Raw genomic sequence first — 19,427 nt, forward strand, 5'->3', positions numbered from 1 at the left:
GCCTGAAAGGTTTTTTGCCATATAAAAATAAATGGAGGAATGGTAATGAAAAAATACGTAATGGCACTGGATCAGGGCACCACAAGTTCGCGCTGTATCTTATTTGACAAGCAGGGCAATATCTGCAGTATGGCACAAAAAGAATTTAAGCAGATCTATCCTCAGCCCGGTTGGGTAGAACATGATGCGATGGAGATCTGGGCATCGCAGCTCTCCGTTGCAGCGGAAGCGATCAGCAAGATCGGTGCATCGGGGACTGAGATTGCTTCGATCGGAATCACGAATCAGAGAGAAACAACGGTCGTATGGAACAGGCATACCGGAAAACCGGTATATCACGCGATCGTGTGGCAGTGCAGAAGGACGGCAGACCGGATCGAAAGACTGGTGGAAGACGGGCTCTCTGATTATGTTCATGAGACAACAGGCTTAATACCGGATGCGTATTTCAGTGCTTCGAAGGTGGCGTGGATCCTGGATAACGTCGAAGGAGCAAGGGAAGAAGCAGAGGCGGGAGATCTGCTGTTCGGTACGATCGATACCTGGCTGATCTGGAACCTGACGAAAGGAACTGTACATGTTACTGATTATACCAACGCTTCCAGGACGATGATGTTCAATATTCATGATCTTTGCTGGGATGAAAAAATACTGGAATATTTCCGGATTCCGAAATCCATGCTCCCGGATGTGAAACCGTCCAGCCATATCTACGGATATACAGAAGGAAGCGTATTGGGAGACAGTATCCCGATCGCAGGGGCAGCAGGTGATCAGCAGGCTGCACTTTTCGGACAATGCTGTTTCACGGCGGGAGATGTGAAGAATACATACGGGACCGGATGCTTCCTCCTGATGAATACGGGGGAAAAGGCGGCAGCCTCCCGGAACGGTCTTCTTACAACGATAGCAGCCAGTGTGGAAGGAAAAGTCCAGTATGCGCTGGAAGGCAGTGTGTTCGTGGCCGGCGCGGGAATCCAGTGGCTCCGTGATGAGATGAGGATGATTAAGAATGCCGCGCAGTCGGAAGAATACGCCATGTCAGTAAAAGACACGAATGGAGTCTATATTGTACCGGCGTTTACTGGTATTGGAGCACCATATTGGAATCAGTATGCCAGAGGAACCATTGTCGGAGTTACAAGGGGATGCAGTAAGGAACATTTTATTCGGGCAATGCTTGAATCTATGGCTTATCAGACAAAAGACATTCTTGATGTGATGGAACAGGAATCCGGCGTGAAGATCACAAGCCTGAAAGTGGATGGCGGCGCTTCCATGAATAATTTCCTGATGCAGTTCCAGTCCGATATTCTGGACGTGGATGTACTGAGGCCGGAATGCGTCGAGACAACTGCCCTGGGTGCTGCGTATCTGGCCGGAATTGCTGTCGGATATTGGGAAAATACGGACGATATCCGCGAAAACTGGGCACTTTCCAGAACATTCTGTCCTGAGATGACGGGCGAAACCAAAGAAAAACTGGTGAAGGGATGGAAGAAAGCTGTGAAATGCGCGCTGGTGTGGGCAGAAGAATAAAGAAGGAGACTGTAGAAAAATCGAAAGTCTTAGAAAGGAGGAGGTGTGACCCGAATGGGGCACGCCTCCCAATAACGTCTTTTATAAAAACGTTTTTCTAAAATATCCCATCCAGATAATGCCCCAGTGAACGCCGGATATTTCCTTCAAAATCTGTATCTCCGTTATGGAGACACCATTCAAATACATTTCCGATGACCAGCATACGGATATCGGTACAAATATCCTCAAGGGGGATGGTGGGCGTTACAATACCGGCATCGATTGCTTTTTGGAGATAGTGCTCCACCGTAATAATCGGATAAGGGCGTTCCGTGCGTATACTGGGATTCAATGCCTGATTCTTCGGGGTATAATAATTGGCCATGAATTCCACACCGAGTTCGCGGCAGTATTCGGCATAATTTAGATATACATGAATAATGGCAATTTTTGCTTCTTCTGCATCTTCAGGCGGCTCCAGAAGATCCGGATTGATGCTTGGCTGCTCTTCTATATAATATGAAAGCAAATCGTCTTTCGTCTTAAAATGATGGTAGAAACTTCCGTTAGATACTCCTGCCTCTTCACAGATATTTTTAATAGACAACTGTTCATAGCCCTGTTTTTGAAGTATTGTTTTTGCGGCACGGAAAATTCTGCCTTTTGTTTCTTTGGATTTCAGTTGTTGCTTCGATAGTGGTTCCTTTTCAATATCGCTCATTTCATTACCTCTTACTTTTTATTTCGTGATCAAAAATGACCGTCTCCGTATGTTAGAGTATACCATAATCATTCAGAAATAGCAAGAAAACAGAGTGGACTCTAAAATGTGTGAAAATAAATACAGCACTTTGGGAATCATTTTTTATCTTCACCCATACTCTGACAATTTGCTGAAACGACTTGTAAAAACGCCAAAGTTGTATTTCTATGATACGGGGTTAGTCTGTTATTTGACTCGTTGGAGCAGTGCAGAGACGTTGGAAAGTGGAACTATGAATGGTGCGATTTTGGAAAATTATGTAGTGTCAGAAATAATGAAGACGTATTTAAATAGTGGTAAACAGCCGTTTATGTATTATTATCGGGACAAGGATGCCAAAGAAATTGATGTGATATTAGAACATGATGGGGTCTTGAACCCAATTGAAATTAAAAAAACATCAAATCCCGGAACAAAACTGACGAAAGTATCTGGTTTATTAGATAAAGCATCCACACCTAGGTCAAAAGGAGCAGTTATCTGTATGAAGCCTGCGCTTGGGGCGGTTGATAAAGATAATTATATCGTTCCGATTTGGATGATTTGATTTTTATTATTGCATCATTTTCAGTTATTCGGCGGAGAAAAGGGCGGACGGTCAGCTTTTGATTCTGTTGTGTCCGAAGACGACTTTTGCACTTGTTGGGAGGAAAAAGGCAGCATTTATGGGGCAAACCTGTATTAAGAATGTCGGATATCAGCTCAAAAATGGTATGATTAAAGAAGTGATTTTGAAATAACTGCTGATACTGAAGGAGAAAGAATATTTTGTGCATATGTGATAAATAGCGTCGTGGACAGAGGCCCCGGCGCTATTTTTAGATGATTCGTTGAAAAAATGAAATCATCATGATATGATAAGCAGTAGTGTTTCTGTGCTTTGGCATAAAGAAAGTGAGGATTTATTACATGGACATTAATCAAAAGATTACCGAAGAACTTGGCGTAAAAAGGTGGCAGGTGGATGCCGCGGTCAAGCTGATAGATGAAGGAAATACGATCCCGTTTATTGCACGTTACCGTAAGGAAGCGCATGGTACGCTGGATGATGAGCAGCTTCGTAAATTACATGAAAGACTGATGTATCTCAGAAATCTGGAGGAGAAGAAAGAACAGGTACTTTCCAGTATTGAAGAGCAGGGTAAGCTGACACCGGAACTGAAAGCACAGATTCTGGCGGCAGAGACACAGGTGCTGGTGGATGATCTCTATCGCCCGTATCGTCCGAAGAGACGTACCCGTGCAACCATCGCGAAAGAAAAAGGTCTGGAGCCGCTGGCGGTATATATTTCCCTGCAGAACGCGAAAGGTCCTCTGGAAGAAACGGCAGCAGAGTATATATCAGAGGAAAAAGGAGTGGCAAGTGCTGCGGAAGCAATTGAAGGTGCGAAAGATATTCTGGCAGAATCGATTTCCGATGAGGCGGATTACAGGACGCATATCCGGAATCTGACGGTGAAAAAGGGAATGCTGACCTCTGCGGCAAAGGATGAAAAGGCAGAATCTGTATATGAAATGTACTACGATTTCGCAGAGCCGGTTGCAAAGCTTGCAGGGCACCGCGTGCTGGCATTAAACCGTGGTGAAAAAGAAAAATTCCTGACTGTGAAGATCGAAGCGCCGGAGGAGGATATCATCCGCTATCTTGAGAAAAAGGTTATTCACAAAGACAACCAATACACCACACCTGTATTAAAAGCAGTTGTGGAAGACAGTTATAAGAGACTGATCGCGCCGGCGATTGAGCGTGAGATCCGCAATGACCTTACGGAGAAAGCGGAAGATGGTGCGATTCTCGTATTTGGCAAGAATCTGGAACAGCTTCTGATGCAGCCCCCGATCGTCGGACAGGTCGTTCTGGGATGGGATCCCGCGTTCCGTACCGGATGTAAGTTGGCCGTCGTCGACCCGACCGGAAAAGTAATCGGTACGACGGTTATTTATCCGACAGCGCCGACCACACCGCAGAAGATTCAGGCAGCGAAAGATCTGCTTAAAAAGATCATTCCGAAGTATAATGTGAGCCTGATATCACTGGGCAACGGAACCGCTTCCCGGGAATCAGAGCAGTTTATCGTAGAGCTGCTGAAAGAAATTCCGCAGAAGGTACAGTATGTGATCGTAAATGAAGCAGGTGCATCCGTTTATTCTGCAAGTAAACTGGCAACCGAGGAGTTCCCGAAATTCGATGTCGGACAAAGAAGTGCGACTTCGATTGCAAGAAGGCTTCAGGACCCGCTTGCCGAACTCGTGAAGATCGATCCGAAATCCATCGGTGTGGGACAGTATCAGCATGATATGAACCAGAAGAAATTAAGCGAGGCACTTTCCGGAGTTGTGGAGGACTGCGTAAATAAGGTCGGCGTGGATTTGAATACCGCATCGGCGCCGCTGCTTGCTTATATTTCCGGCATTTCCGGTACTCTTGCGAAAAATATCGTGGCATACCGCGAAGAAAACGGAAAATTTGAGGATCGCAGGCAGCTCCTGAAAGTTCCGAAACTGGGACCGAAGGCGTTCGAGCAGTGTGCAGGTTTCATGAGAATCCAGGGAGGCAAGAATCCGCTGGACGGAACCAGTGTACATCCGGAGTCCTATGAAGCAGCGACAAAACTTCTGGAAAAACAGGGATTTAAACCGGAAGATATTGTGGCAGGAAAGCTGACCGGCCTTTCTCTCACGATCCGGGATTACAAGAAACTGGCAGAAGAGCTTGGAATCGGTGAGATTACTTTAAGAGACATTGTAAAAGAACTGGAAAAACCGGCCCGTGACCCGCGTGACGAGATGCCGAAACCGATTCTCAGAACAGACGTACTGGAGATGAAAGACCTGAAGGAAGGAATGATCCTGAAAGGAACGGTCAGAAATGTCATTGATTTTGGGGTGTTTGTTGATATCGGAGTTCATCAGGACGGTCTGGTACACATTTCACAGATCACAGACAAATTTATCAAGCATCCGCTGGAAGCAGTCAGCGTCGGTGATATTGTGGATGTCAAAGTCATGAGTGTAGATCTGCAGAAAAAGAGAATTCAATTGACCATGAGAGGAATACAAAAATAGAAAAAGGAGACAGATGCTATGGGAAAATACGCTGAAAAGGCATTGGAATTGCACGCAAAGGGTTATAATTGTGCACAGGCAGTAGCGTGTGCATTCAGTGATCAGGTGGATATGGATGAGGACCAGTTGTTCAAAGTTATGGAAGGATTCGGAGCCGGAATGGGCGGAATGCACGGAACCTGCGGTGCGATCTCCGGTGCGGTTGCAATCGTGGGACTTATGAACAGCAAAGGCAATTCTCAGGTGAAGAGTAAGGTGGATACGTATCAGACTTCCAAGAAGATCGTATCCGGTTTTGAGGAAAAGAACGGTGCTTCGATCTGTGGAGAACTGAAGGGGATCCAGACGAAGAAGGTCTTAAGAAGCTGTGACGGATGTATTCAGGATGCAGCGGAACTTCTGGAGAATATTCTGGGAGTGTAACACATATCGTAAAGAGTAGCGAAGCGTCAAGGGGAGAAAAATGACGGGGAGAAGGCGGATATGTTTGGATATGTAACGGCCTATGAGCCGGAACTTAAGGTGAAAGATTTTCGAAAATATAAAGCGTACTATTGTGGTCTATGCCGTTCTTTGAAAGAGAGACACGGGACACTCGGGCAGCTTACACTGACCTATGATATGACATTTTTGGTTATACTGCTGACTTCACTGTATGAATGTAAAACCAGAGGGAGTATGCATCTGTGTAAGGTTCACCCGGTAAAGAAACAGCTCATGCTTCAGAATGAGATTACGGAATATGCTGCGGATATGAATATGATCCTGGCATATTATCATCTGAAGGATGACTGGCAGGATGAAAAAAAAGTGAGTGGTTTTGCGGGAACCTGTGCGCTTCGGCACAAGATGAAGAAGATAGTACGCAAATATCCGAGACAGTGCAGGGCGATACAGCGGGAACTGAAAAATCTTTCCCGCTGCGAAAAAAGCGGAACGATGGAGATTGACAGACCTTCCGGATGCTTTGGGAGAATGATGGCAGAACTCTTCGTTTATAAAAAAGACGGGTGGGAAGACAGGCTCAGGAAAATCGGATTTTACCTTGGAAAATTCATTTACATTATGGATGCCTGGGAGGATCTGGAAAAGGACATGCGGACAAAAAGTTATAATCCACTGAAGGAACTTTCCCAAAAAGAAGATTATGAGGAGCAATGCAGGGAGATGCTCTGTATGATGATCGGAAATTGCACTGCTGAATTTGAGATGCTTCCATGCCTGCTGGATGTAGACATTTTGCGGAATATATTATATGATGGAGTCTGGAATCGTTACAAAAAAATGAAGGATAAGAAAAGTGAGGAACCTAAGTTATGACAAAGAATCCTTATGAAGTGCTTGGTGTATCACCGAGTGCATCGGATGATGAGATAAAAAAGGCATACCGCGAGCTGACAAGAAAATACCATCCGGATGCCAATGTAAATAATCCGCTGGCAGACCTTGCAGAAGAGAAATTCAAAGAGGTTCAGGAAGCTTACGACATCATTATGCGTGATCGTGAGAATCGTGGTAACGGCGGATACGGCGGTTATGGGTATGGAAACAGCAGCTATGGGAACAATGGCAGCTACGGGAACAACAGCAGTCGTGGAAATAACAGCTATGGCGGTCAGGGATATGGATATAATTACGGCTATGGAAATGGCGGCAATCAGGGATATCAGCAGAATCGTTCATCAGGGAGCCAGCAGGATGTGGAATTCCAGGCAGTTTACAATTTTATCAACAACCGCAGATATCAGGATGCACTGAATGTATTGAACAGAATGCCGAGCCGCACTGCTCAGTGGTACTACTTAAGTAGTATGGCAAATGCAGGCGTTGGAAATAATATTCTTGCCAGAAACCATGCAGAGCAGGCTGTCAATATGGAGCCGAACAATCCGCAGTACCGTCAGCTTCTGAATCAGGTAAACTGGAATTCGCAGCGTTATCAGAATAATCCATATGGCGGTGGATATGGAAACCAGAACAGTACCCCGTGCGGTACCGGAAATATGTGCTGTGACCTTTGGATCATGGACACGTTATGTGAATGTATGGGAGGCGACCTTTGCTCATGCATGTAAATGCGAAAAAGATTGCAATTGGCGGACTTTTACTGGCACTTACCGAAGTGTGTATCGCGCTTGGAAGCGTGATTGAGACAAATACATTATTTCTCCTGGCGGCGGCATCTTATTTTGTGGGATTTTTGATCCGGGAGACGGATATAAGAACCGGAGCGGTATTCTATGCGGCAGGTGTTCTTCTTGGGATACTGATCTCACCAAATAAACTGTATGTAATTTCTTATGCTGCCATGGGATTTTATATTCTTGCCATAGAATTGATCTGGAAGCGTATAGGACAATTGCAGGGAGAGCGGAATCGGGCTGCTTTATTCTGGGGAGCCAAATATGTAATTTTCAATCTGCTCTTTTTGCCAATGGTGTTTGGATTCAGGGAAGTTTTTTTCCCGGGAACGGTCACCCCTGCAATGTTGCTTGGAATCGTGGCAGCAGGACAGGCAGGCCTTTTTGCCTATGACAGAGCATATGAATATGCGCAGGCGCAGATCTGGAGCAGAATGAGGAAGATACTGTAAATATGGAAGAACGCAAATTATTAGAATTTCTGTCACTGGCAGAAAAATTAAAATGTAACACCCGTCATTCCTGGACTTCAAGTGGAAGACGCGAAAGTGTGGCAGAGCATACCTACCGGCTGATGGTTTTTGCCTGGCTGGTTAAGGATGAATTTCCCGACTATGATATGAACCGTGTGATGGAACTTTGTCTTTTTCATGATCTGGGAGAAGCAGTGACCGGGGATATTCCTGCATTCGTTAAGACGGAGGCGGATGAGAAAACGGAAGAAGAGTCTTTAATGGAAATCACCGGGATGCTCTCGGAAGGGAGAAAAGAGGAGCTGGAAGGGATTTTTCGGGAAGTTCTTCAAAAGGAGACGAAGGAGTCCCGGCTGGTACAGGCTCTTGATAAGCTGGAAGCGGTGATTCAGCATAATGAAGCGTCGATTGATACCTGGCTTCCGCTTGAGTATGATCTGCAGTTTACCTATGGGCAGGACCAGACAAAAGACATCCCATATATGAAAAAGCTTCGGCAGAGAGTTTACAGAGATACACTGGAAAAAATCAGTAGAGAAAGCCATTTTATCGAAAAAACATTTGGTGAGCCGGTTGAAGGTGCGGTATATTATGACCGACCGGGGGCTTATCTGATTGCAACGCATGAAGGGAAGGTGGCTGTCATTCGGACACCGAAAGGATATTTTCTTCCGGGCGGAGGTATAAATGTAGGGGAAACTCATATCGATTGCATTGTGAGAGAATGTATGGAAGAGACGGGATATTCTGTGGTAATTGAGCGGTATGAAGGTTCGGCGGAAATATATGGGATACATGAAAGAATCGGGTATTTTCATCCGATACAATTCTATTATTCGGGGAAGCTGGAAGAGAAAGTTGCAGAGCCGATAGAAAAAGATCATGTGCTGGAATGGCTTCCGTATGAAGAAGCATGTGATAAAATGTTCGTAGAAGCACAAAAATGGATATTGAAAAAACGGAGGATGTAGATTTACTGCATCCTCTTGTTTTTGTCTCCTGTGAGAATAAGATCACAGATCTTTTTTATATTGCAGGTGTCAAAAAAAATCTTCGCGGAGAATCTATGTGGACGACAAAACTGTACCTTATAAAAATGTGAAATTGTATATTTATTTCATGTCAGTTTTGAGATACTATACATACCAATACGATAGGTTATGAGATAAACGGAGGTAATCAAAATGGACACAAAACGATATGAATTGAATAAACAGCTTGCGCAGATGTTAAAAGGCGGAGTGATTATGGATGTAACGACTCCGGAGCAGGCGAGAATTGCGGAGGAGGCAGGTGCATGTGCTGTTATGGCGCTGGAACGTATTCCGGCGGATATTCGTGCGGCAGGCGGTGTGGCAACTCCTGCAGATGCGGCACTGATGATGCAGCTTGGCTCAGAAGGTGTATTTGTAGGATCCGGTATTTTCAAATCCGGTGATCCGAAAAAACGGGCAGCGGCAATCGTAAAAGCAGTGACAAACTATCAGGACAGCAAAATGCTTGCTGAACTTTCCGAAGACCTTGGCGAGGCCATGGTAGATATTAACGAACAGGGAATTCAGCTTCTGATGGCAGAGAGGGGCAAGCAGAGTAGAATGAAGATCGGGATACTTGCTGTGCAGGGAAAGCTTCTCCGGGAACTGGATATGTTTGATACGTTGAAAATGCAGATCGAACAGGGAAAACCGGTGCTGGCAACATGTGCCGGACTGATTCTTCTGGCAAAAGAGATTTCGAATGACGAACATGTTTATTTCGGTACGTTGCCGGTGACGGTGAAGCGAAATGCCTATGGAAGACAATTGGGAAGTTTTTTTACAATACAGGAAATGAAAGGAATCGGGAAGGTTCCGATGACATTTATAAGAGCGCCCTATATTGAGAAGGCAGACGATGGAACAGAAATTCTGGCAGAGGTTGACGGAAATATTGTGGCTGTAAAATCTGGAAAACAGTATGGCCTTTCGTTTCATCCGGAACTGGATGAGGATGATCGAATCCATGAGATGTTTTTGAAAGAATGTGAAAATCAATAATAATAGGCCTTTGGTGAGATAAGATTCATCAAAGGCCAAACTTTTTATGGATGCATGCGGCTTCCGCATTTGGGGCAGAAGTCAAAATATTCATTGGTATGATAACCGCAGTTCGGGCAGTGTCTGCCGGATGAAGACCCCGGGGAAAATATCAGATCATTTTCATTCACCGAGGTTACATTTCCGCGTGCAATTTCCTTGCCCAGTTCGGGAGAAAGTTCGCAGACGGCTCCGCAGCAGTTCATTTTGGCATAGTAATGCCTGTTCCATTTAAAAAGCGGGATAAAGAAAAATGAGAAATAAGAATAGGTCATGATAATCTGAATATGGCCGAATTTCCCGCAGCATTTGCAAAGCATGATCTGGTCAAATGGGAGGACTTTCTGATCCTGTCCGGCACCCATGATAAAAAACATAATCTTCCACCTCCGGTATATCTGAATGTAAGAGAATATACTGCTTTTTATTATAACACATCAACTGAGAGAAGATGCAATCATTTTATTCCCGGTTTATTCGTTAGCGTAATTTGTCTACTCTTCGAGAAAATTAAATGTTTCTTTGTCTTGAAAACAAGAGATCAAGTTATTTTTTAATTTCTCTATAAAGTCGGCTTGAGGATCTTTGAATGTCATATGTTCATAAAGCGGTGAGCTGCGGAAACTGAATATATGATCAACAGAATCCAACATCTGCGACATGATTTCAGCGGCACTTTTCGCATCTTGCTCAAATGCCGCCAGATCAAGTCGGCATGAAGCTTCATAGTATTTACCCATTTCAAATAATCTGGCCAGTCCACTTTGCTTGTCAATTAGCAGGTGGGCTTTTGAACTATTATTTTCCTGTAAGGCAAGCATATACATACCGGTCAGTATTCCGTTTACCACCTGATATTCGGCAAAAAGCAATTCCTCATAAGTTTTATAGGCCTCTTGAATCCGACCAGTTTTTTGGTAAATCTCAGCCTGTTTCCGTTTCCTTTCCGGATTCTGCACAGAGAAGTATTGCAAATACTTGCCGGCGGTTTCGTATTCTTCTTTGCGCATGTAGAATCCAAACAAAGAGTCTGCAGCATGACAGCGCAGTGTTTCGTCTGTGCTGCCTAGGACATGTGTATAGCAACTGCAGATGTAATCAGCGTAATTCCCGGAATCCGGCAGATCTTTCATGAGTCGGTTGGCGTCGAGCATGACGGCCATTTGCCAGATCAGCTGGTCACAATTTGGGTATTTTTCCAGTTCTTTTTTGATCCAGTGGAAAACATCTTCATAATTTTCAGTTTGAAATTTGTTGTCTGCTGTACGAACAAGCGCCTGTATTTCTTCGGAAGAGAGCTCCTCATGATACGAGAGCAGTTCGTCTGTAGAAATGCCAAGCAGTCTGGCAATCGGGGCGAGAAGTGTGATATCCGGATAAGAATTTCCATTCTCCCATTTATTTACTGCCGGGGCAGTCACACCAAGACGGTTCGCCATTTCTTCCTGAGTCATATCGGCGGATTTTCTGTATTTACGTATCACTTCACCTATTTGCATAAGCGGTACCTCCTTAGTTTGTATGCATCGGTCTTTGCTTGATTTTAGGATAACAAATTCATGCGGGGTTCACAATTGATTATAAGTTAAATATCAGGAAAAAAACTTAACTGACAGTTATGAATAAAAAACTTGAATTCTGTGCAGCACTGCGCTATAATATAGCCGAAAAGAAAAAGGAATTTCTTCGGGGCAGGGTGCAATTCCCAACCGGCGGTATAGTCCGCGACCCGCGATCGAAAATGAGAGCGGCTGATTTGGTGTAATTCCAAAACCGACAGTAGAGTCTGGATGAGAGAAGAAAATCGGCTGTTTTTAATACAGATAAAAGAGTACGCCCCGGTTAGCAGTAGCCGGGGCTTTTGTATTACGAAAACCGATGATTTCCCAATTAACCAGGAAGATTTTCCTCCTTTTTAACTCAATCGAAAATCTTGCATTAAGAAAAGGAGAGAAAAACATGAGTGCGGATGCAATGACAAACACAAAAAATGGTAAGAAAACAAAAGTAAATGTAAAAATGATCGCACAGATCGGTATGCTTGGAGCAATCGCAGTTGTTTTGATGCTGTTCGAAATCCCGCTTCCGTTTGCGCCAAGTTTTTATGAAATCGATTTCAGCGAAGTTCCGGTATTGATCGGAGCCTTTACTATGGGGCCGGTTGCCGGTGCGCTGATTGAGTTGGTGAAGATTTTGCTTAACTTCCTGATCAATGGATCGACAACCGCAGGAGTAGGCGAACTTGCCAATTTCCTGATTGGATGTGCATTCTGCCTTCCGGCTTCCTATATTTACCGCAAATTCCATACAAGAACAGGTGCAATCATCGGAATGCTGACTGGAACCTTGTTTATGACGTTTGCCGGATGTTTTTTAAATGCGTATGTCCTGCTTCCGACCTATGCGAAGGCGTTTAATATGCCGATCGATGCACTGGTGGGAATGGGAACTGCGGTAAATGCAAATATTACGAGTCTTTTTACGTTCGTTGTGTTTGCAGTCGCACCATTCAATTTGCTGAAGGGTGTTCTGGTATCGCTGATCGTATTTCTGATTTATAAAAAGATTAGTCCGATTCTGAAAATGGGACGGGAATAAAAGTTTAGTGTGGAAGCAGTGCCTTAAGTGCACTGCTTTCTTTTTCGATTTGATCTTTCAGTTCAAAAATAAGCCGGCATTGCTGGCGGATATCGGCTGAGCGCTCTTCACACTGCTTTTTGATGCGTTCCAGACGTTCATGATACAGGATTACACTGTGGTTGTTTTCCTCCTTCCCTTTCAGCATTTCCTCTTCTAAAAGCGCCTTCTGATACATTTTCTCGACTGTATCCAACTGTTTAAGTAATTCCGGAATCTTCCGAAGATATTCGTTATATACTTCCACGCGCTGACATTCTGTCTGGTTGCTTAATAATAATTCCATAATTGCCTCCATGTGTTTTTGCTGTAAAATATGTAATTTGAAATAGAAATATTTGTGCGATTAATGACAGTATAGAATAAAGTTTTGAAAATGTCCATAATGCTGTGAGCGACGAAGAAGTTGGAACCAACTTGTGCCTTTTTGAAGGAATTGGGATTGTTTCGGAAAAGTCAGTGTGTTATAATCGGAATAACGCAGACGGAAAACAGGATAAAACGTCGGGAGGTAGTGAGATGACGGTTAAATTTGATGTGAAAATGACGGAAAAAGCGATGTATGATTTTATGCTTCATACTACGTATACGAGTCTGAATGGAATAATGGGAGTGATTCTGGGAGGGATTACGCTGTATCTGGGAATCCGACAGACGATGAACGGGGTGTATCCGGCGGCAGCTACATTTTTCTTGATTGCGATATTCTTCTTAGTGGGAACGCCGCTGAATATGAAGGCAAAATCTTCCGAACAGGTTAAAAAATCACCCATGTTCCAGAAGCCGATCACCTATGAATTGACGGAAGAGGGCGTTCAGATTTCTCAGGAAGATCAAAGTACGCTGAACGAATGGGGGAATTTTCAGAAAGCAGTTTCAACAGATACATCTATTATTTTATATGTCACGAAAGTGAGAGCGCTGATTTTTCCAAAAGAAGCATTGGGTGAACAGTATGCGGCAGCTGTGAAGATGATCTCCACGCATATGTCTCCAAGAAAAGTGAAAATACGTCATGTCAGCGCGGATTAACAACAGATTGAAATGGAGAGAAGCAGTATGGTAATAGAGACTAGAAGTGCAAAGGAGACTTTTTTGCTCGGTGAGAAGATAGGGAAAGAAGCCAGAGCCGGTCAGGTATATACATTGATCGGAGATCTGGGTGTCGGGAAAACGGTTTTTACTCAGGGGATGGCAAAAGGGCTTGGAATCAAAGAGCCTGTCAGCAGTCCTACCTTTACCATTGTACAGGTATACGAAGAGGGGCGTCTTCCGTTTTATCATTTCGATGTATACCGCATCGGTGATGTTGAGGAGATGGATGAGATTGGTTTTGACGATTATATATATGGTGATGGAGTGAGCCTGATTGAATGGGCAAATTTGATTGAAGAGATTCTGCCTGAGAAACGGACAGAGATCATCATTGAGAAGGATTTGAAAAATGGATTTGAATTCCGCAGGATTACGGTGGAAGAACGATAGAAAAGAGGTTGAATGATGCGGATATTGGCGATTGACAGTTCCGGGCTTGTTGCAACGGTAGCAGTGGTGGAACAAGACGAAAAGGCAGTCGGGAAAACGGTTGCGGAGTATACGATCAATTATAAAAAGACACATTCACAGACGCTTTTGCCGATGTTGGATGAGATTGTGCGCATGACAGAGCTGGAGCTTGGTTCGGTTGACGCGATTGCTGTGGCAGGAGGACCGGGTTCATTTACCGGACTTAGAATAGGCTCGGCAACTGCAAAAGGGCTGGGGCTTGCGCTTGAAAAGCCCCTGATTCATGTGCCGACAGTAGATGCACTTGCATACAACCTGTGTTATACAGATCAGATTGTATGCCCGATCATGGATGCAAGAAGAAATCAGGTGTATACCGGAATTTATGAATTCGAAGATGAAAAACTGAACATAATAGAGCCTCAGATGGCTGTGGGAATTGAAGAACTGGCAGAGAGACTGTGCAGATTTCCAAATGACAGGGGAATCATTTTCCTCGGAGACGGGGTCCCTGTTCATCGTGAAAGATTACAGAATGAGTTGCTTGTTAATTATAAAATTTCTTTTGCGCCTGCTCATATGAATCAGCAAAGGGCGGCAGCGCTTGGAACACTGGCAATGGATTATTATCGAACGGGCAGGGTGGAGACGGCGGCAGAGCATAAGCCTGATTATTTGAGACTTTCGCAGGCAGAGCGCGAAAGAGCGGAACGTGAACTGGCGAAAAAGAACACGGAGAGTAACTGCTAATGGCTGATGAATGGACTTTTAAAGAACTTTCAGCATCGGATACAGACGAAATATACCGGATTGCCCAGTTGGAATATGCTGTATTCCCAGATCCCTGGAGTGAAAAAGAGATAAAAAATACTTTGCAACAGGATCATACTTTTTGTGTTGCGGCAAAGTGCTGTGATATCGTTTTGGGGTATTTCATTTGTTATTTTGTTCTGGATGAATGTGAAGTCGCACGAATTGCAGTTGCGGAAGATGCCAGATGCAGAGGGATTGGCCAGAACCTGTTTGAAAATATGATTGATATCTGCCGAAGAAAAGGACTGGGAAGAATTCTGCTGGATGTCAGAAAGAGCAACCGGACAGCAATTCGCTTTTATGAAAAAAATCATTTTCAGGTGGATGGGATACGCAGGAATTATTATGGAGGAACGGCACCGGAAGATGCGATCCTTATGAGCAGGGATGTGCTGATTCCAAAACTTACGGAATAAACGAATGTGTCAAGTGGAATTTTTAGCATAAACATGCAGTGGTTTCCGATGGAAAAACGATCATGCTGGCGATATAATGAAAGCGTAATACAGAATACTTCCCGGATATGCCGAGCGAGATGAGCAGGCGGTATTTGAAGGGGATACTATGGAGGAACATGATGCGTCAGTATGAGATTTGTAATGAAAAGAAAAAAGAAATTCGCAGAATTATCTGTAATATGTGTAAAAAAGAAATTGAAGTCATAGATGGAATTGGAAAAGAGGATGTACTGAGTGTTGAAAAACGATGGGGATATTTCTCTGAGAAGGACAATGAGGTGCATCGTTTTGACCTTTGTGAGGCGTGCTACGACAAGCTGGTCGGCTCTTTTGCGATTCCGGTAGAAAGAGAATAGGAGAGAACATGTTAGATGTATGTTTGTTGGGAACCGGCGGAATGATGCCGTTGCCATATCGTTGGCTGACGGCCTTGATGATCCGATTTAATGGAAGCCAGCTTTTAATTGATTGCGGCGAAGGCACACAGATTGCGATGAAAGAAAAGGGATGGAGCTTTAAACCAATTGATGTGATATGCTTTACACATTATCACGGTGATCATATCAGCGGCCTTCCGGGACTTCTTCTTACAATGGGAAATGCAGACCGGACAGAGCCACTCACTTTGATTGGGCCAAAAGGGCTCGAAAGAGTGGTGAATTCGCTGAGGGTTATTGCACCGGAACTGCCTTTTGAACTGAAGTTTATTGAAATAACAGAGCCGGAGCAGAGTTTTGAACTCAACGGATACCGCCTCACTGCTTTTCGGGTCAGACATAATGTGATTTGCTATGGTTATACGATAGAAATCGACCGTGCAGGAAAGTTTGATGTTCAGCGGGCTATGGAACAGGAGATTCCGAAAGAATATTGGAAACATTTGCAGAGAGGTGAGAATCTCGAGCTGGAAGGGAGGAAACTGACACCCGATATGGTGCTTGGACCGCCCAGAAAGGGAATCAAACTGACTTATTGTACCGATACTCGTCCTACAGATTCAATCCGACAGCATGCAAAAGGGTCAGATCTGTTCATATGTGAAGGCATGTATGGAGAAAAGGAGAAAGCAGCGAAAGCGGTGGAATACAAACATATGACATTCTATGAAGCTGCGGAAATTGCAAGAGATGCTGAAGTAAAAGAAATGTGGCTGACACATTACAGTCCGTCGCTTACCAGACCGGAAGAATATATGGATGATGTGAGAACTATTTTCCCACGTGCAATAGCCGGAAAGGACAGAATGACGACGGAATTGGATTTTCCGGAATAAGTAATGGTGCTGTAAAAGATAAATGAATGGATAGTGTAAGGCTACCTGAAAAGAAAGAAGAGAAGCAGATGGAAACAGAAAATAAAGAAATTAAGATTTTGGCAATAGAAAGTTCCTGCGATGAGACTGCAGCTGCGGTCGTAAAAAACGGAAGGGAAGTTCTGTCGAACGTGATTTCGTCCCAGATTGATCTCCATAAATTATATGGAGGAGTTGTACCGGAGATCGCATCCAGAAAACATATTGAGAAGATTAATCAGGTAATAGAGGAAGCATTGTCAGAGGCGAATGTAACGTTGGATGACATTGATGCAATTGGCGTGACATACGGTCCGGGACTCGTCGGGGCGCTTCTTGTCGGTGTCGCAGAAGCAAAAGCGATCGCATATGCGAAAAAACTGCCTTTGATAGGAGTACATCACATCGAAGGGCATATTTCTGCAAACTATATAGAGAATAAAGAACTGGAACCACCTTTTTTATGCCTGGTGGTTTCTGGAGGGCATACGCATCTTGTTTGTGTAAAAGACTATGGTACCTATGAAATCCTCGGACGGACGAGAGACGATGCTGCAGGGGAGGCTTTTGATAAAGTGGCAAGAGCGATTGGCCTGGGATATCCGGGAGGCCCGAAGATTGATAAGCTTTCGAGAGAAGGAAATCCGGATGCGATTCCATTTCCAAGAGCACATATCGAAGATTCGCCGTATGATTTCAGTTTCAGCGGGGTGAAGTCTTCTGTACTTAATTATATAAATGGATGTCAGATGAAAGGAATTGAATACAACCGTGCTGATATTGCGGCGTCTTTCCAGAAAGCAGTTACTGATGTGCTCGTGGGAAATGCTATGCATGCGGTAAAAGAATATGGATTAAATAAACTGGCGATTGCGGGAGGAGTGGCTTCGAACAGCACTCTGCGCACGGCAATGAAGCGGGCATGTGAAGAAAATGGAATTGAATTCTATTACCCATCTCCGATTCTGTGTACGGACAATGCGGCTATGATTGGAGCTGCAGCATATTATGAATATCTCGCAGGAACCAGGCACGGATGGGATCTGAATGCAGTTCCTAATCTGAGACTTGGAGAAAGATAAGGCTTTTTGAACGAAAAAGATATATGGAAATATGATTGTTTCATATTATTCGGTGGGTTAGGAAGCAAATAATGAGAAGGAGCTGGCATGGAACAGGAACACAATACAAAAAAACGCTGTACAGCGATCGTCCTGGCGGCAGGACAGGGTAGCCGTATGGGGACAAAAGTTCAGAAACAATATCTGGAGATTGCAGGAAAGCCTGTGCTTTATTATTCACTCGCTGCTTTCGAAGAATCTGAAATCATCGATGACGTTATTGTGGTTGTCGGTGAAGGACAGACTGAATATTGCCGGAAAGAGATTGTGGAAAAATATAACTTTGACAAAGTGGACTTGATTACTATAGGTGGAAAAGAGCGATATGAATCGGTATATCGTGCACTGCTTGCTATGGACAGGGAAGAAATGAAAGTACCTAATCGGGATGGATATGTATTCATTCATGATGGTGCGCGCCCGTTTGTGGATGAAGGAATTATTGAGAGAACATATGAGGCAGTGCGTAAACATAGGGCGTGTGTGGCGGGAATGCCGTCTAAGGACACAATAAAAGTGGTGGATGCAGACGGATTTGCAAAAGAGACTCCTGACAGAAAAACGCTTTGGCTGGTACAGACACCACAGGTGTTTGAAGCTCCATTGATCAAAGAAGCATATTTTCGATTGATGAAAAAGGAATGTATTCAAGTCACCGACGATGCAATGGTGGTTGAACAAATGCTTGGAATTCCGGTTAAATTGATTGAGGGATCGTATGAGAATATAAAGATTACAACGCCGGAGGATCTGCCTGTGGCAGAAGCTTTCATTAATCGAAAAAATAAATTAAAAAATTTGAAATAAGTTATTGACATTAAAGAAGCAGTTATGCTATAATTCCAATTGTCGCTGATACAGCGAAACAATTTAATAGATGCAGAGGTATCGAAGTGGTCATAACGAGGCGGTCTTGAAAACCGTTTGTCCGAGAGGGCGCGTGGGTTCGAATCCCACCCTCTGCGTTGAGAAAAAAGCACATTTATCTAAAGGATGGATGTGCTTTTTGCATTCTTAAAATGATAATTGAATGCAAATTACTTTGTACCCTTTTGGAAAAAGTGCAATGATATTAATAGAATAGTGAATAGACAGAAAATTGCGAAGCAAATCGAGAGATGTAGAATAATTAAAAAATGAAAAAAAATACTGGACAAAATTGCTGAGTTCGTGTATATTATTTTTCGGACGTTTTGGAGAAATACCCAAGAGGCTGAAGGGGCTCCCCTGGAAAGGGAGTAGGTCGTTAATAGCGGCGCGAGGGTTCAAATCCCTCTTTCTCCGTTCGCTTGTAAAGCTGTATGATGTGAAATGTGAAGGATGTATTTACATATATTGTGTATGTAAAAATCAAGTCAAAAAAATGTAAAAAAAGTTGAAAAATATACTTGACATTAAACGACACACATGGTATTATACAAAAGCTGACTCGCAAGAGACAAGCAAAACACAAAGAACATTGATAACTAAACAATAGACAACAACCCTGAAAATTCTTTAAGAGATTTTTCAAGAACGGTTGAATCGACAGATTTAACAAACCTAAAAACAGTAAGAAGGAA

22 protein-coding genes, 2 tRNA genes, 1 pseudogene and 1 riboswitch are annotated in these 19,427 nt (G+C 43.8%); of the genes and pseudogenes, 21 read left to right on the forward strand and 4 right to left on the reverse strand.

The genetic code is table 11. The features are described 5' to 3' along the window. Nucleotides 1-45 precede the first annotated feature (45 nt). Nucleotides 46-1,539 carry a glycerol kinase GlpK gene (glpK, locus tag ACTNBR_RS07735; protein WP_427820007.1) on the forward strand — a complete coding sequence of 498 codons (1,494 nt, stop codon included), beginning with the start codon at nt 46-48 and terminating at the stop codon, nt 1,537-1,539. Between the two features lie 97 nt (nt 1,540-1,636). On the opposite strand, the gene ACTNBR_RS07740 is transcribed toward glpK, so the two are convergent. Further along, nucleotides 1,637-2,242 (reverse strand): TetR/AcrR family transcriptional regulator, encoded by a 606-nt coding sequence (locus tag ACTNBR_RS07740; RefSeq protein ID WP_427806057.1) that lies wholly within the window; start codon nt 2,240-2,242, stop codon nt 1,637-1,639. A 106-nt stretch (nt 2,243-2,348) separates the two neighbouring features. Here ACTNBR_RS07740 and ACTNBR_RS07745 point away from each other — a divergent pair, with 106 nt between their 5' ends. The 9 genes and pseudogenes from ACTNBR_RS07745 (at nt 2,349) to pdxT (ending at nt 10,000) form a co-directional block, all read left to right on the forward strand. After that, nucleotides 2,349-2,831: a DUF4143 domain-containing protein gene (locus ACTNBR_RS07745; RefSeq protein WP_427806056.1), complete on the forward strand. Its 483-nt coding sequence runs from the start codon at nt 2,349-2,351 to the stop codon at nt 2,829-2,831. Nucleotides 2,832-3,193: 362 nt separating this feature from the next. Further along, the gene (locus ACTNBR_RS07750; protein WP_427820005.1) at nt 3,194-5,350 is read left to right on the forward strand and encodes a Tex family protein; all 2,157 of its coding nucleotides are present in this window, start codon (nt 3,194-3,196) and stop codon (nt 5,348-5,350) included. A gap of 18 nt (nt 5,351-5,368) precedes the next feature. Then, complete coding sequence (locus tag ACTNBR_RS07755; RefSeq protein ID WP_427806054.1) at nt 5,369-5,773, forward strand: C-GCAxxG-C-C family protein; 405 nt, start codon at nt 5,369-5,371, stop codon at nt 5,771-5,773. 60 nt (nt 5,774-5,833) lie between these two features. Beyond that, nucleotides 5,834-6,670 carry a DUF5685 family protein gene (locus ACTNBR_RS07760; RefSeq protein ID WP_441017583.1) on the forward strand — a complete coding sequence of 279 codons (837 nt, stop codon included), beginning with the start codon at nt 5,834-5,836 and terminating at the stop codon, nt 6,668-6,670. Continuing rightward, nucleotides 6,667-7,425, forward strand: coding sequence for a J domain-containing protein (locus ACTNBR_RS07765; protein WP_441017585.1), 759 nt, complete (start codon nt 6,667-6,669; stop codon nt 7,423-7,425). The genes ACTNBR_RS07760 and ACTNBR_RS07765 overlap by 4 nt, the downstream gene beginning before the upstream one ends. Beyond that, nucleotides 7,416-7,943: a hypothetical protein gene (locus ACTNBR_RS07770; protein WP_441017597.1), complete on the forward strand. Its 528-nt coding sequence runs from the start codon at nt 7,416-7,418 to the stop codon at nt 7,941-7,943. Before ACTNBR_RS07765 ends, ACTNBR_RS07770 begins: the two co-directional genes overlap by 10 nt. Before the next feature lie 2 nt (nt 7,944-7,945). Then, nucleotides 7,946-8,935, forward strand: a complete 990-nt coding sequence (locus ACTNBR_RS07775) for an HD domain-containing protein (protein ID WP_427806051.1) — start codon at nt 7,946-7,948, stop codon at nt 8,933-8,935. Nucleotides 8,936-9,148: 213 nt separating this feature from the next. After that, nucleotides 9,149-9,340, forward strand: a pseudogene (locus tag ACTNBR_RS07780) (pyridoxal 5'-phosphate synthase lyase subunit PdxS); the annotation flags it as partial. Between the two features lie 120 nt (nt 9,341-9,460). After that, on the forward strand, nt 9,461-10,000 hold the full coding sequence (gene pdxT / locus ACTNBR_RS07785; RefSeq protein ID WP_441017599.1) for a pyridoxal 5'-phosphate synthase glutaminase subunit PdxT: 540 nt from the start codon (nt 9,461-9,463) through the stop codon (nt 9,998-10,000). Nucleotides 10,001-10,044: 44 nt separating this feature from the next. Here pdxT and ACTNBR_RS07790 read toward each other — a convergent pair whose 3' ends face one another. Together ACTNBR_RS07790 and ACTNBR_RS07795 are read right to left on the reverse strand one after the other, a co-directional pair. Further along, entirely contained in the window at nt 10,045-10,416 is a 372-nt protein-coding gene (locus tag ACTNBR_RS07790) for a zinc ribbon domain-containing protein (protein ID WP_441017587.1), read from the reverse strand. Nucleotides 10,417-10,533: 117 nt separating this feature from the next. Then, nucleotides 10,534-11,538, reverse strand: a complete 1,005-nt coding sequence (locus ACTNBR_RS07795; protein WP_441017589.1) for a helix-turn-helix domain-containing protein — start codon at nt 11,536-11,538, stop codon at nt 10,534-10,536. A gap of 179 nt (nt 11,539-11,717) precedes the next feature. After that, nucleotides 11,718-11,845, forward strand: a riboswitch (FMN riboswitch). A 168-nt stretch (nt 11,846-12,013) separates the two neighbouring features. On the opposite strand from ACTNBR_RS07795, the gene ACTNBR_RS07800 reads away from it, so the two are divergent. Then, nucleotides 12,014-12,637 (forward strand): ECF transporter S component, encoded by a 624-nt coding sequence (locus tag ACTNBR_RS07800; protein ID WP_427820065.1) that lies wholly within the window; start codon nt 12,014-12,016, stop codon nt 12,635-12,637. A gap of 4 nt (nt 12,638-12,641) precedes the next feature. On the opposite strand, the gene ACTNBR_RS07805 is transcribed toward ACTNBR_RS07800, so the two are convergent. Continuing rightward, nucleotides 12,642-12,962 (reverse strand): hypothetical protein, encoded by a 321-nt coding sequence (locus ACTNBR_RS07805; protein ID WP_427806045.1) that lies wholly within the window; start codon nt 12,960-12,962, stop codon nt 12,642-12,644. A 233-nt stretch (nt 12,963-13,195) separates the two neighbouring features. Here ACTNBR_RS07805 and ACTNBR_RS07810 point away from each other — a divergent pair, with 233 nt between their 5' ends. The 10 genes from ACTNBR_RS07810 (at nt 13,196) to ACTNBR_RS07855 (ending at nt 19,149) form a co-directional block, all read left to right on the forward strand. Further along, nucleotides 13,196-13,708, forward strand: coding sequence for a YcxB family protein (locus ACTNBR_RS07810; RefSeq protein ID WP_427819998.1), 513 nt, complete (start codon nt 13,196-13,198; stop codon nt 13,706-13,708). 27 nt (nt 13,709-13,735) lie between these two features. Further along, complete coding sequence (gene tsaE / locus ACTNBR_RS07815) at nt 13,736-14,161, forward strand: tRNA (adenosine(37)-N6)-threonylcarbamoyltransferase complex ATPase subunit type 1 TsaE (protein ID WP_427806043.1); 426 nt, start codon at nt 13,736-13,738, stop codon at nt 14,159-14,161. A gap of 15 nt (nt 14,162-14,176) precedes the next feature. Further along, entirely contained in the window at nt 14,177-14,932 is a 756-nt protein-coding gene (gene tsaB / locus ACTNBR_RS07820) for a tRNA (adenosine(37)-N6)-threonylcarbamoyltransferase complex dimerization subunit type 1 TsaB (protein WP_427806192.1), read from the forward strand. Further along, nucleotides 14,932-15,411 carry a ribosomal protein S18-alanine N-acetyltransferase gene (gene rimI / locus ACTNBR_RS07825; RefSeq protein WP_441017593.1) on the forward strand — a complete coding sequence of 160 codons (480 nt, stop codon included), beginning with the start codon at nt 14,932-14,934 and terminating at the stop codon, nt 15,409-15,411. Before tsaB ends, rimI begins: the two co-directional genes overlap by 1 nt. A 161-nt stretch (nt 15,412-15,572) precedes the next feature. Beyond that, nucleotides 15,573-15,809 carry a hypothetical protein gene (locus ACTNBR_RS07830; RefSeq protein ID WP_441017601.1) on the forward strand — a complete coding sequence of 79 codons (237 nt, stop codon included), beginning with the start codon at nt 15,573-15,575 and terminating at the stop codon, nt 15,807-15,809. Between the two features lie 8 nt (nt 15,810-15,817). Beyond that, a complete protein-coding gene (locus tag ACTNBR_RS07835; protein WP_427806040.1) occupies nt 15,818-16,726 on the forward strand; it encodes a ribonuclease Z in 909 nt (302 codons plus the stop codon). A gap of 68 nt (nt 16,727-16,794) precedes the next feature. After that, nucleotides 16,795-17,826: a tRNA (adenosine(37)-N6)-threonylcarbamoyltransferase complex transferase subunit TsaD gene (gene tsaD / locus ACTNBR_RS07840; RefSeq protein WP_427806191.1), complete on the forward strand. Its 1,032-nt coding sequence runs from the start codon at nt 16,795-16,797 to the stop codon at nt 17,824-17,826. Between the two features lie 87 nt (nt 17,827-17,913). Further along, complete coding sequence (ispD, locus tag ACTNBR_RS07845; protein WP_427806039.1) at nt 17,914-18,672, forward strand: 2-C-methyl-D-erythritol 4-phosphate cytidylyltransferase; 759 nt, start codon at nt 17,914-17,916, stop codon at nt 18,670-18,672. Between the two features lie 72 nt (nt 18,673-18,744). Next, nucleotides 18,745-18,830 (forward strand) — tRNA-Ser (locus ACTNBR_RS07850). Between the two features lie 230 nt (nt 18,831-19,060). Then, nucleotides 19,061-19,149 (forward strand) — tRNA-Ser (locus ACTNBR_RS07855). Nucleotides 19,150-19,427 lie beyond the last annotated feature (278 nt).

It is taken from the genome of Bariatricus sp. HCP28S3_F11 (assembly GCF_052065395.1).
Lineage (GTDB): Bacteria > Bacillota > Clostridia > Lachnospirales > Lachnospiraceae > Allocoprococcus.